9 protein-coding genes are annotated in these 13,294 nt (G+C 63.2%); 6 read left to right on the top strand and 3 right to left on the bottom strand.

Going from position 1 to position 13,294, the window contains the following annotated elements:
• Positions 1 to 277: 277 nt before the first annotated feature.
• From AC6UAL_RS03220 to panB, 5 genes are all read left to right on the top strand, one after another.
• On the top strand, positions 278 to 1,651 hold the full coding sequence (locus AC6UAL_RS03220) for a TlpA family protein disulfide reductase (protein WP_500681922.1): 1,374 nt from the start codon (positions 278 to 280) through the stop codon (positions 1,649 to 1,651).
• A gap of 131 nt (positions 1,652 to 1,782) precedes the next feature.
• On the top strand, positions 1,783 to 2,664 hold the full coding sequence (gene dapA / locus AC6UAL_RS03225) for a 4-hydroxy-tetrahydrodipicolinate synthase (protein WP_500681923.1): 882 nt from the start codon (positions 1,783 to 1,785) through the stop codon (positions 2,662 to 2,664).
• Between the two features lie 58 nt (positions 2,665 to 2,722).
• Entirely contained in the window at positions 2,723 to 3,457 is a 735-nt protein-coding gene (dapB, locus tag AC6UAL_RS03230; RefSeq protein WP_500681924.1) for a 4-hydroxy-tetrahydrodipicolinate reductase, read from the top strand.
• A gap of 8 nt (positions 3,458 to 3,465) precedes the next feature.
• Positions 3,466 to 3,978, top strand: coding sequence for a 2-amino-4-hydroxy-6-hydroxymethyldihydropteridine diphosphokinase (gene folK / locus AC6UAL_RS03235; RefSeq protein WP_500681925.1), 513 nt, complete (start codon positions 3,466 to 3,468; stop codon positions 3,976 to 3,978).
• 49 nt (positions 3,979 to 4,027) lie between these two features.
• The gene (gene panB, locus AC6UAL_RS03240) at positions 4,028 to 4,801 is read left to right on the top strand and encodes a 3-methyl-2-oxobutanoate hydroxymethyltransferase (protein ID WP_500681926.1); all 774 of its coding nucleotides are present in this window, start codon (positions 4,028 to 4,030) and stop codon (positions 4,799 to 4,801) included.
• Positions 4,802 to 5,137: 336 nt separating this feature from the next.
• Here the strand turns inward: panB and AC6UAL_RS03245 are convergent, their stop codons facing one another.
• From AC6UAL_RS03245 to asnS, 3 genes are all read right to left on the bottom strand, one after another.
• Positions 5,138 to 7,312, bottom strand: a complete 2,175-nt coding sequence (locus tag AC6UAL_RS03245) for a protein kinase domain-containing protein (protein WP_500681927.1) — start codon at positions 7,310 to 7,312, stop codon at positions 5,138 to 5,140.
• A gap of 97 nt (positions 7,313 to 7,409) precedes the next feature.
• Complete coding sequence (locus AC6UAL_RS03250) at positions 7,410 to 8,807, bottom strand: ROK family protein (RefSeq protein ID WP_500681928.1); 1,398 nt, start codon at positions 8,805 to 8,807, stop codon at positions 7,410 to 7,412.
• Positions 8,808 to 8,968: 161 nt separating this feature from the next.
• Positions 8,969 to 10,333: an asparagine--tRNA ligase gene (gene asnS / locus AC6UAL_RS03255; RefSeq protein WP_500681929.1), complete on the bottom strand. Its 1,365-nt coding sequence runs from the start codon at positions 10,331 to 10,333 to the stop codon at positions 8,969 to 8,971.
• Positions 10,334 to 11,086: 753 nt separating this feature from the next.
• On the opposite strand from asnS, the gene AC6UAL_RS03260 reads away from it, so the two are divergent.
• Complete coding sequence (locus AC6UAL_RS03260; protein ID WP_500681930.1) at positions 11,087 to 13,270, top strand: PIN domain-containing protein; 2,184 nt, start codon at positions 11,087 to 11,089, stop codon at positions 13,268 to 13,270.
• The last annotated feature ends 24 nt before the right edge of the window (positions 13,271 to 13,294 follow it).

The raw sequence follows: 13,294 nt of genomic DNA on the forward strand, positions 1-13,294 counted from the left end.
TCCTTCCCCCGCCGCCGTTTCGCTGACGCCGTTTCGCTGCGTACGCCGATGTCCGTTTCGGCGGCGGCACAGGCTCATGCCGCATGCTGCCGCACGCTGCCGCACATTGCCGCACGCTGCCGCGGGTTGCTTCAGGTTGCCGCAGGCCGCCCCCGTTGCAGCCCGTCACGTCCGGCGCGCATCGTCGGCCGCATCGCCAACGGGCGAGGGCGAAGCTCGCAGGTGATGACGGTTTTCCGGCTTGCCAAACAAATGCGCCGCGCCTATAATGGCAAGCATGAAGAAGAGTCAGATTTGTGCACTGGCGCTGGCCCTGCTGGCCGGCCTGCCGGCTTCGGCCTCCGAGCAGGAGATGAATGAGGCGCTGAGTCGCTGGGATCAGGTGCTCTCGGAGTACCAAGCGGCGCTGGAGAGTGCCGAGTCTGATGAGGCCCGCGCTGCCGTCACCAAGCCCGACGGCAGCGAGACGGCGGCGGCGCTCTGGCGCTCGGTTTCCCGCAAGACCGGCACGCGCGTCAAACAGATAAAGCGCGCGCAGACGCCCTCGCTCGATGCCGGCAAGGAGGAGTCCCGCCGGGTGCCGACCTACGAGTTTGAAGAGCGTTGGGCTCTGCCGGCCGTCATCTGGCTGCTGAATCACCCCAATGAGTTCGCTTCTCTGTTCAAGGGGCACGAGGAGCAGCTGGTCGAGTATGTCGAGGCGATGCTCGACTCGATTGAGGAGGTGCACTACGCTAGCCCCGCGATGACGCAGATCTGCCCGCTGCTGGCGGAAACACCGGGCGTGCGCCATTACGATATTCTGCTCAAGATTTATAAGCACAATCCCGACGCGAATGCGCGGGGCTCGGCAGCGATGGGGTTGAGCATTCAACTGGGCAGTCCGCTGGTGTCCGGCACGGTGGGCTCGCCGCAGCAGGCGCGGAGTTACCGTATTTATTACCTCAAACAGGCCGTCACGCTGACGGATGATGATTTGATGTTCGGCCCGGTGAGTTTGAGCGCCGTTGCGCAGGAGCAAGCCTACTGCATCAGAAATCTCAGCGTCGGCTCGATTCCGCCGCCCGTGACGCTCGAGACCCTCGCCGGGCAGCAGGTTCGCTTTCCGGCGCAACGCAAGGCCTGTCTGCTCTTCTTCTGGCTTCCCGGCGAAGATGTGGGTACGAATATCGTCGCCAAGCAGGAGGCTCTGGCTCGGCAATACCCGAATCTGGTCTTTTACCCGGTGACGGTGAAGCCGTCTGATGCGGCTCAGTTCCGCAGTGATCTGACGCAGCTCGGGGTGACGGACACCTACACGGACAATGACGGCGGGGCGGCAGCTTCCGCCTACCGCATCAAGGTGCTGCCCACGGCGGTTTTGGTCGACGAGAACGCGCGCATCCGCTACATCGGCTACCCGGATATCAAGCTGCAGGTCGCCATGGATGAGACGTTCCGCCCGGAAAAGGGCCGCGCGGTGGTTCTGCCGGCGGCCAAGGAGGACGGCGCCGCGCCGCAGCCGCAGCCGGAGGATGAGGTCATCATCCAGCCGGGCTCGCGCCCGGCACCGACTCCGCCTGCCCCGGAGGACACAGATGCCGCAGCGGATGCGGACGATGCCGCGGACGAGAGCGGAGCCCCTCCTCTGCGCGAGATGCCGGAGTTCTGAGCCGAATCCCGAGGGCCGCTCATCCCGGCGGCGCCGCGGCTTCAATTCCTGCTCTCTCGGTAGAGTTAGAACGTCATGTGCTGATTTTAGACGTGACAATCGGGGCGCTTGTGCTAGAATAGCGCAGAGCTATGAAATACCAGGGTCTCTACACCGCTATTGTTACCCCTTTCCGCAACGGCAAGGTGGATGTCGACGCTTTCAAGGCACTCGTCGAAGCGCAGATTGCCGGCGGAGTGGACGGCATCGTGCCGGTCGGCACAACGGGTGAATCCCCCACGCTCAGCCACGAGGAGCACATGGAGGTCATCCGCATGGGTATTGAGTTCGCCGCCGGGCGCTGCCAAGTCATTGCCGGCACGGGCTCCAATGCGACGGAGGAAGCTATCCGCATGACGCAGGAGGCCGCTCGCCTCGGGGCGGACGGCACGCTGCAGGTGTGCCCCTACTACAACAAGCCCAGTCAGGAGGGTCTCTACCGCCACTTCCGCGCCGTGGCCGAGTGCACGGATCTGCCCGTGCTGCTCTACAGCATTCCCGGGCGCAGCGGTGTGGAGATCGGCGTGGATACGGTTGCCCGTCTGGCGGCCGACTGCCCGACGATTACGGCTCTCAAGGAGGCCGGCGGCAGCGTCGATCGCGTCAATCAGCTGATGCAGAAGCTGCCGGAGGACTTCTCGGTGCTCTGCGGCGATGATGGTTTGACGGTGCCCTTTATTTCCTGCGGAGCCGTCGGTCTCGTTTCGGTGACGGCGAATGTGGCTCCGGCGCAGATGAAGGCGCTGGTGGACGCCGCGCTCTCGGGCGACGGCCGCAAGGCTCTGGCTCTCCAGAAGAAGTATTACCCGCTCATGAAGGGGCTGATGGGGCTCGATGTCAACCCGGTGCCGATCAAGGCGGCTCTGGCGCTGCGCGGCGATATCAGCTGGGAGATCCGCCTGCCGCTGGCTCCGCTGGCGGAAGAGAAGCGCGAAGTGCTCGCGGATCTGCTCCGCCGTTTTGAGCTACTCTGATGCCGCCGGGGCTTCGCCGAAACTTTTTCCCTATCAAGCTGTTTTTCTCTAAGCTGTTATGATAAAGATTCTCGTTACGGGTGCCTCCGGTCGCATGGGGCAGGCCGTTATGCAGGCGGTGGCTCAGCATCCGGATGCGGAGCTGGGGGCCACCCATGACGTCGGGCAGGATGTTGCGGCCGCTCTCAGCGCGGCCGACGTCGCCGTTGATTTCTCCTTTCACGGCTTCACGCCGGAGCTCTTGGCTGCGGCCGTGGCTCAGCACAAGGCGCTGGTCATCGGAACGACGGGTCACACGGCGGAGGAGCGCGCGGCGATCGCGGCGGCGTCTGCTGAGATTCCGATTGTTTTTGCGTCGAATTTCTCCGTGGGTGTCAACACGCTGTTCTGGCTGACGCGCAAGGCGACTCGCATTCTCAGCGACTACGATATCGAGATTGTCGAGATGCACCACCATCACAAGCTCGATGCTCCGAGCGGCACGGCGCGTACGCTTGCCGAGATTGTCTGCGAGGAGACGGGCATGGATTACGACAAGGATGTGATGCACGGCCGCGAGGGGCTCGTCGGGGCTCGTCCTCAGCGCCAGATCGGCATGCACTCGCTGCGCGGCGGCGATGTGGTCGGCGACCATACGGTTATCTACGCCACGGATGGTGAGCGCGTGGAGCTGACGCACAAGGCGTCGAGCCGCATGACCTTTGCGTCGGGTGCCGTGAAGGCGGCTCTGTGGCTGGCGGACAAGCCGGCGGGGCTCTACACGATGCAGGATGTGCTCGGCTTTACGGACTGAGTTTCACCATGGGTGAAGAGTTTCCCCAGCTGCGGCGAATCGGCATCGCTCTCGGCTCGAACACGGGTGATCGTCTGGCGCTGCTCGAACAGGCATGCGATGAGCTCAGCGAAAGCTTCGGCGGGCTGCGGCTCTCGCAGGTCTACGAGACGGAGCCCGTGGGCTGCCCCGAGGGCTCACCTCCCTATCTCAATGCCTGTGTCGAGGTCGAGTCCGCGCTCTCGCCTCTCGATGTGCTGCATCGCTGCCAAGAGATTGAGCAGAAGCTCGGGCGTCGGCGCAGCGGCGTTTACGGCGAACCCCGCACCTGTGATTTAGACCTGCTCTACGTCGGTGAGCTGCAATGGCATTCTCCCGAGTTGACCTTGCCGCATCCCCGTGCCCATCTGCGCGGCTTTGTGCTGCGCCCGCTGGCGGATATTGACCCCTTGCTGGTGCTGCCGGGGCAGAGTCAAACGGTCTCGGAGCTGCTGGAGCAGCTGCCGGCCGACGCGCCGTCCGTTGTCCCCTTCCCGCTCTGATCGGGCGCTTTCCTTCACGAGGCTTTCTCCTATTTTTCAGATTTCTGCCATGATGAGCAAGATTGATGCCATTCGCGCCCTGAAGGGCGTTCGCGCCATCACTGAGATGACGGCTTATGATTACCCCACGGCCCGCCTGCTTGACGAAGCGGGCTTCGATATGATTCTCGTGGGGGATTCGCTGGGCATGGTTGTGCTCGGGTTCCCGGACACGACTCAGGTCACGACGGATCACATGATGCACCACGGACAGGCCGTCGCCCGCGCCGTCAAAAATGCCGTGGTGATTCTCGACATGCCCATTCACAGCTACGACACGCCGGAACAGGCCGTCGAAACGGCTCGCCGCTTCATGACAACCGGGGTCGATGCGGTGAAGCTCGAGGGAGGCGCCGATAAGGAGCAGCACATCGCGGCCATTGTGCAGGCGGGTATCCCCGTGCAGGCGCATATCGGCCTGCTGCCGCAGCGCGTGAGGGAGGAGGGCGGCTTCCATATGAAGGGCAAGACGGATGAGGAGGCTGCCGCCATTATGCGCGATATGGAGGCGGTTGTCCGCGCCGGAGCTTTCTCCGTTGTCATCGAATGCACGAAACACAGCGTGGCCGAGGCCGTCACGGCGGCTTGCCCGATTCCGACGATCGGCATCGGCGCCGGGCACGGAACCTGCGACGGCGAGGTGGCCGTCTTTCACGACGTCGTGGGAGCTTTCCCTTGGTTTGTGCCGGGCTTCATGAAGCCGAAGGCCCACGCAGCAGGGGTGATTACCCAAGCGGTTTCCGCATGGAAGGCCGAGCTGAGGCCACCTCAGAGCCGCGCCTAAAGCACAGGGCAAGACACAGAGCCGGGCGCTGCCGGCCTGACGTCGGCGCGATGCCGGCCCGACGTCGACTTGACGCCCACCTGACGGTTGCGCCGGAGCGCTCGCCCTGCGACATGCGCGGACAGGTAATCCGGCATGTGTGAGCAGGGATGCGTGAACAGGGATGCGGGATATGAGAGCGGAGGGCTCTCCGCGACGCCCCCTGCCCGCTGCACCCGCACTCCTCACCGAGCCTGCTCGACCGCTCGCCTGTGCGGCTCGGCGTGACGTGCAGGCCCTGCAGCGCCAGCGCGCCTCGCTGCGCGGAAGGCTGACGCCGAGCAGACTGGCTCCTTGTCAGCCCCGGCGCGCGCGGAACATCCAGTCGCGCATGAGGATGGCGAAGGGGTCCTGCGAGTTCGTGTCGGACGCATAGGGGTTGGCTCGCTCGGCCTCGTTGAGCTTGCCTTGCAGCAGCAGCAACATCGTGTAGACTTCGTTGCTGAGAGAACCGGGAAGTTTGAGTGCGGCCACGGCGTCGCGTATCTGCTCGGGCGTCATGGTATCGGGCGCAATCGCTCCCGCATGCGCTTTGTCGATGGCAGCATAGGCCTCGCAAAGGACGTCGCAGACGTCTTTCATCAGGACGTATTGATCGCGCTCAGCCGTGCTGAGCCGCAGGCTTCGATCCGACAAAATCTCGTTGAGCACATGCGCCATGCGCGGCGCATCGCAGCCGCGCCGCAGCGCGGCCAGACGCTCCACAGCCGACGGTGCGCCCTCTCCGGCGCTCTTGGGACTGCCCGAAGGCTTCTCCGCCGACGGCGCCGAAGGAGCCGACCCGCTCGCCTTTCCCGAATCGGCCTGCTTTCCCGAATCGTCCCGATTGTCCGAATCGGGCTTCTTCACGGGCGGTTTGGCCGCCGCGCGGGACTCGGATGCGGCCCAGCGTTCAACGGCCTCGGACAGCTTGGCGGCATCGGCTCCGCAGCGCTTCGCGGCATCGCGTGCGAGGCTGAGGAATTCTCCGGCCGTCTTGGCATCGCCCTTCTCCTTGTGATACCGATGTCCGGCGACACACAGCAGAACGGCCGTCGGGTTGCTGCTTTTCTGCACGTAGTCGCGCATGGCATCAACGTGGCGTTTGACCACCCAATTCACCTGTTTGAACGCCAAACTCATGTGGGAAACGTCGGCATCCTCCGTCGGCATGTCATCCAACCAATGCGTCAGCAGAGAGCCCAGCTCGGCGGTCTTGGCCTCGTCGCCCAGCAGCACGGCAACGCCCATGGCCTGCAGGCCGGCCCAAGCCTTGAAACGCGGCTCGGTGCTGTTATGCCTAGCCATCCATTCGTACTCGTGCAACACCTGATCCGTGCATCCCTGCTTCATGAGCATTTTCACCTTGCCGGAGGCCATGCTGTAAAGAGGCCAATCCAGTTCGGGCTCGGGCTCAACCAGGATTTGCTCGGGCGGCGGCGTCGAGAGAATCGACGTCACGGCGGCGGCGACGGCGCCGGCACCGAGCGTGGCCGCAGCTCCCAGCAGGAGGCGGCGGAAGAAGCGGCGCTTGCCCTCCGGCGTGTCAAGAGTGTCCCCCATGCGCAGATCGGTCATCACGTCGTCGATCTCGCGCAGCAGGGCATCGTATGAAAGCGGGCGCGCCTGCGGGTCAAACTCCGTCATGTGATCCACCAGATCACAAAGGGAGTCAGCCAAGTAGAGATGGCCGACGCGCAGGGACGGCAGGCGCCTCTTGTATTCGGCCAGCACGGCAATGCCGGCGGGCGGCTTGTCGCTGAAGGCGTCCTCTCCGGTGAGCAGGTAGCGCATGGTCATGCCCAGCGCGTAAATATCCGTGCGCACGTCCTCGGCCTCGCGGAAAATCGTCTCGGGGGCAACGTAGTAGGGCGTTGCCCAGATGACTTGCTCGGTATCTTCGTCGCGATGCGTGAGCGAGAGGCCGAAGTCGAGCACCTTGGCCTTGCCGCTCGGCGTCACGAGGATATTGCCCGGCTTCATGTCGCGATGCAGCAATCCCGCGCGGTTGGCGGCTCGCAGGCCCAAGGCCACCTGCCGCGCCATGCTGAGCACCTCCGTCTGACGAATCGGCCCGAAGTTCGAGACGACGTACTCGAGGTCTCGCCCCTCGACGAGCTCCATGGCGATGTAAAACTGGCCGCGTGCCCACCCGGCCGAATACACCCCCACGACGTTCTCGTGGCGCACCTTGGCCATCAGAGCGCATTCGCGCTCAAAGCGGGCAATGCGCTCGGGCTGGTTGCGGTAGGCATCATTGAGCACCTTGATGGCGACCTGCCGCTTCAGGACGGGGTCAACCGCCTTGAGCACCACGCTCATACCGCCGACACCCAGCACACCCGTGAGGTCATAGTTGGCCAGCTTGGTGTGGACAATCTCCTTGTGTCCGCAGTTCGGGCAGACGATTTCCGTATAGAAGCCAACGTTGGTGAGATCCAGCTCCTGCCCGCACTCCGGACACCCCCAGATATCTTCCTGATTTTCCTCCATGCCTTTACGCCCTACTATACAGAAGATTTCAGCTGATGAAAAGAAAAAACCGCCGGGGATTCACACAAATCCCCGGCGGCAAAATGAAACAGCGGCCTCAGCCCAGCTTGGGCAGCGAAGCAGCGGCAACCGCCTGCCCGTGGCGCTTGGTCTTTTCATCGGGCACGCAGAGGTTGATCTTGTACTGCGGGAACTCTCCGGCGAGAACCTCGTTGGCCTTGTCGATGATGATCTGGCCGCCCTCACCCGTCGCCACGCGACCGAGGAAGAGGAGGTTGCGCACGGTGTAGAACTGCGCGAAGTAGGCAATCGTGTAGCCGAACTCGACACCGATGGTCTCGTAGATGCGGCGGGCACGCTCATCGCCCTCGGCCATCGCGGCCTGCACCTTCTTGAGCTGCTCGGGGTAGGGCATGCTGCCGAAATCAAAGCCCGCGCGGGGAGCCAGGCGAGCGACGGCCTGCTGCGAGAAATACATCGCGCCGACACCCGTGTCCTTCGACCACTCGTCCACACCGCCCTCGGCCTGATAATCCACCGGCACGAAGGCCAGCTCGTTGAGCCAAGGCATGATGTGACCCTCGGGGTCGACGTAGCCCGCGGCCAGAGAGGTACCCATGGCAATGCCGAGCACGGCGTCATCATTCATGCCCATGGCGCCGGCCAGAGCCGTCACCTCGCCGTCATTGACCACCTCGAAGGGAACCTCATGCCCCATGCGCTCGCTCCAGCGATCCTTGAGCGTGTAGAACATGCGGCGAATCTTGTTCTTGAAGTCCTCCGGCGAAATACCGCGGAAGAGGGAACCGACGCGGGGTTCGCTGTTCACATAGACGCCGGCGGCGGAACCGCCGATGGCGTCGACCTGCGGCAGGTGCTTGGCCGCGCGCAGCAGGGAGTCATCGACACCCTCAATCTGATAATCGGGATCCGTCTGATGGTAGGGATCCCACACCACCTCTTCGGAGTAGACCACCTCACCGTTCACCACGGCTGCACACTTGCGGTCGGAACCGCCCAGATCGAAGCCGATGCGGTAACCGTCGAGGTTGCGGCCCAGAGACACCGAGGTGGACTTCTCCTCAGGCAGCTCGGCGGCCGAGGCCACCTTCACCACCGTAATGGGCTGGTCATAGATCTGACGGCCGATGAAGTCCCAGTCGAACTCGCGAGCACCGCCCTTGCAGTAGGTTGCGGCCAACATGTCAGCGATCTGATCATCGCCGGCCACCATGATCGTGCAACCGCCCTTCATCCAGAGCAGGAACTTGACGATACGCTCGACGTAGCGGTTGTTCAGAGCGACGTTCTCGCCCTCATTCGGGAGAATCCTGCCGCTCCAGCGGAAGCAGGTGCCGTCCACGCGAACGAGAGCCAAGTCAATCGGGTGCGAAGCGGGATCAGCCGCCACCTTCTCTTCAAAAGCCTTATTCCAGAGCACCGGAGCAACGAAGCCCGGATCGAGCACGGGGGTGAATTTCGGTTGAATATTCATGGTGTTACTGGGGCTGTTCTAGCATGTTTCAAGGCTCCTGACAAGGAAAAAGAAGCGCCGTGCCCGAGAAAAAGCAAGATGAGAGCCCTTGCCCCGCCCGCAGGCAGCAAAAAAGCCCGGAGGAACCACAGCCTCCGGGCCTGCCGAGTTGTCGTGCGCGCTCAGAACTCGCAGTTGCGCGGCGTGCGCGGATAGGGCAGCACATCGCGGATATTCTGCACGCCCGTCACAAACATGATCAGGCGCTCGAAGCCCACGCCGAAGCCCGCATGAGGCACCGTGCCGTAGCGGCGCAGGTCGTTGTACCAAGAGTAGGCCTGCTTGTCCATGCCCAAGCGCTCGAGGTTGCCCTCAAGCACATCGAGTCGCTCTTCGCGCTGGCTGCCGCCGATGATTTCTCCGATGCCGGGCACCAGCACGTCCATGGCCGTCACCGTCTTGCCGTCGTCGTTGAGGCGCATGTAAAAGGGCTTGATCTCCTTGGGGTAGTTGTACACAATGACGGGGCACTTGAAGTGCACCTCCGTCAGGAAGCGCTCGTGCTCGCTCTGCATATCCATTCCCCAGTGCGGCTCGTACTCGAACTTGCGGCCGCTCTTTTGCATAATCTCGATGGCCTCGGTGTACGAACAGCGCACGAAGGGCTGCTTGCTGACAGCCTCGAGGCGTTCGCGAAGCCCCTTGTCCACAAACTTGCAGAAGAAGTCGAAGTCGCCGCTCGCGTCGTTGAGCATCGTGTCGGCGATGTGCTTGATGAAGGCTTCCGCCACCTCCATATCGCCGTAGACGTCGCAGAAGGCCATCTCCGGCTCGATCATCCAGAACTCGGCGGCGTGGCGGGTCGTGTTGCTGTTTTCGGCGCGGAAGGTGGGCCCGAAGGTGTAGATGTTGCTCAGCGCACAGGCGAAGGTCTCGCCTTCGAGCTGGCCGGAGACGGTCAGGCTGGCAGGCTTGCCGAAAAAGTCCTTGTCATAGCTCTTGTTCTCAGCCAGCGGGTCGAGCGTGGTGACACGGAACATCTCGCCGGCACCCTCGCAGTCCGAGGCCGTGATGATGGGCGTGTGCACCCACACAAAATCGCGCTCCAAAAAGAAGCGGTGCACGGCGGCGGCGATGCGCGAACGCGTGCGAAAGACGGCGCCGAACAGGTTGGTGCGCGGGCGCAGGTGGGCAATCGTGCGGAGGAACTCCGGGGAGTGCCCCTTCTTCTGCAGCGGGTAGGTCTCGGGAGCCGCGCCGATGAGGCGTACGCAAGTCGCCTGGATCTCCCACTTCTGCTTGCCGGGGCTCTCGACCAAGCGGCCTTCGACGGCCACGGACGAGCCCGTCGTCATCGCGCCGATGTTTTCGTAGCCGGGGATGCCGGCATCCGCCACAACCTGAACGGAGGCCAGGCAGCTGCCGTCATTGATCTCCAAGAAAGAAAAGCTCTTCGAATCGCGGCGGGTGCGCACCCAGCCTTCCACCAGAATCGACTCCAGCGGCGTTTCGCTCGCCAGAGCATGTTTCACCAAGGTTCGTTGCATGATGTACGTGATAAGTTTTTTTGATTGGGCGTACTATAGCACCCGACTCACGCCGTGGCGAGCAAAAAGCGTGTTCCGTATGATTTAGCGGGTGCACGGGCTCGCGGCATGTCCGCCCCTCGCAGGGAAGAGCTCGGGCCGGACGTCGGGGCAGAACGTCGGCCGGCAGACGCGCCGCCGTCTCATCGCGTCGATTTTCACCTGTTTCGCGATGCAAGCGGGTCACGGTCTCATTTTTTGACTTGACGCCGCTGCGCCCGCGGTGTTAGTGTGGTGCATGGGCACCACGGGCGCAGCTGTGCGGCGCGCTCGGGTGATTTCACACATGGAGCGAGCCGATGTGCGTCGGCTCCTTGGCGGCTGGCTCTGTCATATGCGGGCGGAACTGTCGCACACACGCGATCATACCACAAACAAATGATATATGACAAAGCAATCTCCGCCAAGAGAGGACGAGCCGCGTGAAGGCTCGCGACCCGTCGTCCTTGTGCACAAGACCGTTTCCGCAAATAATATTGCTCCCGTAGCCGCGCGGCGGGGATCTGCGATAAAACCCGCTACCTCTCAGGCAGACAAGCAGAAAGCACAACCCAAACTTCCGCCCGCCGACGAGAAGGGGATGCGCGAGCTGATCCGGCGCATGGGCTCTTCCCTCTTCCTCTTCTCCGGGAAAGAGAGGCTGTCGGCTGATGCCCTCAGGGAACACCTAATGCGACTTTGCGGAAGGCGAAATGGGACGGAAGGAGGGCGGACATGATCAAGGCAACCGCAGAGCTCCTCGCTTGCACAGAGGCGCACTCGGTGTTGCTGGCGGACGCCGAAGCTGTGGCTGCAGCCGAGCGAGTCGGGCTCTTGCTCAGGCTTACAACACCCCTCCCCGGCGATGAGCCGACTCAGCTGCTTATTCCGAAAGCTGTCTTCAGCTCCATTGAGCAAGACGGCATCAGGGCGTGTGCAGCATCACCGACGCAGCCCGGCGTGGCGCAGCAGTTGCGCCGACGCGTGCAGAGTTTCAGAGATCGCAAGCTGCTGTCGCTCATCGGCGAAAAGGAGCAGACCACAGCGGCGCTGCTGCCCTCTCTGCTCGATTGCCGCCCTCAGCTCTTGGTGCTCTGCGGAAAGAGAGCGACGTTAAACGCGATTCCGCGCACCGAGGGGCTGATCTGCGGATGGCTTACGCGCGACGGTTCCGTGGCTTGGGTTCCCGACGCACCGACCGCCGCGAGCGAGCGCCCTATCATCTTGTGGGGGCGTGAACGCGACTCGGTACGGGCTGCATCGGCCGACGCGAGCGCAACCGCTCAAGACCTTCCGCCCGCCGCTGCTCAAGCGCCCCACGCCCTTCCGGTGAGGATGTTGCCGGGCGATTTTGCCCGCTGCTTGGACGGATGGGCGATTGTGGCGGATGTGTACAAGGCGGAGTTGCCGGTGCTGGAGTTACTGGCGGAGGAGCTGGCGCCGCTGATTCGCGAGGGGCGAGCATCGCTGAGCGTGCCGATATCCTCGCTTCGTGCGGTCGACGAGCGCGTGAAGTCCTTGTCTCTTGAAACGATGCAGGAGCAATGGCAGGCTTTCCGGCAGCGTCTGCATCAACTCGCGGCAGCGGGTTTGCTGAGTCTCGAAGACGGGGAACTGACGGCCGTGGAGCTGACGCGCCGCCGCCATGCCTCATGGCAGGGGCCGACCCTGCTGATAACGCCGAGGCGGCGTGATCTGTTGCAACTGACCGACCTCCGCGAAGTCAAGCTCTATCACCCGGCCCCGAGCAACTCGCTCTGCCTCATCAGCGAGCCCCCGCGCGACACCCCGCCGCCCGAGCAGGCTTCGCCCGGCACCTCCCGCGAGTCGCAACCGACAGAGCAAACCTCCACGGAGTGGGCCATCTCCCCGGAGATGGCGAAGCTTCTCCGAGGGGCGCAGCTGGTGATCGACGAGAGTGCGCTGCTTCACCCGCTGATGCCCAAGCTCATGGCGCAGCTGGAAGCGTCGATACGGAAGGGTGAAACAAAGCTGCGCATGCCGGCGGCCTGCCGCCTTGCCCTGACCCATGCGAAGGAGCTCGCTCTCTACGAGAAGCGCATGCAGATGTGGAAGCTCTTGATTGCCATGCGAGGCGGCGAGCATCAGGAGATGGCGGCACTGCTGGCTCAGATGCAGGGCTCGCTTCAGGGCACGCGCATGGTCGTGCTTTCGCAGAAGCCGGAAGGGCTGGCCTGTGCCCGACGACTAGGAATGGCCTGCGTCTGCTTCGCTGAAAAGGGTCTGCTGCGCCTCCGCGACGGCAGCAATGCGGCACCGACCGCAAGCAGCGAGGCGGCAAAGCCCGCTCTGCAGCAGATGTCCCCTGCCCCGACACAGGTGCAGCACGGGACAAACGAGGACGGCCTGAAGGTGCTGAAGCGTCGGGGGCTCGAAGTCTGTCTCCGTTTGCCGCTCAAGCCGGAGAAGCTGCGCGAGCATCTGAAGGGCTGCCGGGTTTACATCGACACCTGCAGTCTGCTGCATCCCTCGGCGCCCCTGCTCATCGAGCTGCTTGCGGGGCTGCATCGCGAGGGAGTTCTGCGTCTCGCGATTCCCTTCTGTTGTCTGCAGGAGCTGGGGCGCAAGATGCAAGAGGACAGCGATCTGCTTAAACGCGGTGTCGGTATGATGCTGCAAATCTTCAGAGAATGTGACGGCAGTCTGGTATACCCGAAAGTTCCGCTCAAAAGCGGTGAACCGGCCGACAATGTTCTCATGGGCTCAATGATGCAAGAGCGCATCGCCTCCGATGTGGCGCTGGTGACGCAAGACGGCGACTTGCAGAACGACGTCCTCGGGCTCAATAGGCAAGAGTCGGTGAAAAAGGCGGCACATCGCGTGCGCGTCTTCCGGTTGGAAAAGCCGCAAAAGACGGATTATCTGGCTGAGTTGCGCCGAGCTTCCGACAAGCCGTAAGCCCGGTATTTTCGGATTGACACG

Origin of the sequence: Candidatus Parakkermansia intestinigallinarum (genome assembly GCF_944389695.1) — a bacterium.
Taxonomy (GTDB): domain Bacteria; phylum Verrucomicrobiota; class Verrucomicrobiia; order Verrucomicrobiales; family Akkermansiaceae; genus Akkermansia; species Akkermansia intestinigallinarum.

Bases quoted from the DNA above. Each gene is read 5' to 3' on its own strand.
- AC6UAL_RS03220 (WP_500681922.1), top strand. From the start codon at position 278: ATGAAGAAGAGTCAGATTTGTGCACTGGCGCTGGCCCTGCTGGCCGGC.
- dapA (WP_500681923.1), top strand. From the start codon at position 1,783: ATGAAATACCAGGGTCTCTACACCGCTATTGTTACCCCTTTCCGCAAC.
- dapB (WP_500681924.1), top strand. From the start codon at position 2,723: ATGATAAAGATTCTCGTTACGGGTGCCTCCGGTCGCATGGGGCAGGCC.
- folK (WP_500681925.1), top strand. From the start codon at position 3,466: ATGGGTGAAGAGTTTCCCCAGCTGCGGCGAATCGGCATCGCTCTCGGC.
- panB (WP_500681926.1), top strand. From the start codon at position 4,028: ATGATGAGCAAGATTGATGCCATTCGCGCCCTGAAGGGCGTTCGCGCC.
- AC6UAL_RS03245 (WP_500681927.1), bottom strand. From the start codon at position 7,312: ATGGAGGAAAATCAGGAAGATATCTGGGGGTGTCCGGAGTGCGGGCAG.
- AC6UAL_RS03250 (WP_500681928.1), bottom strand. From the start codon at position 8,807: ATGAATATTCAACCGAAATTCACCCCCGTGCTCGATCCGGGCTTCGTT.
- asnS (WP_500681929.1), bottom strand. From the start codon at position 10,333: ATGCAACGAACCTTGGTGAAACATGCTCTGGCGAGCGAAACGCCGCTG.
- AC6UAL_RS03260 (WP_500681930.1), top strand. From the start codon at position 11,087: ATGATCAAGGCAACCGCAGAGCTCCTCGCTTGCACAGAGGCGCACTCG.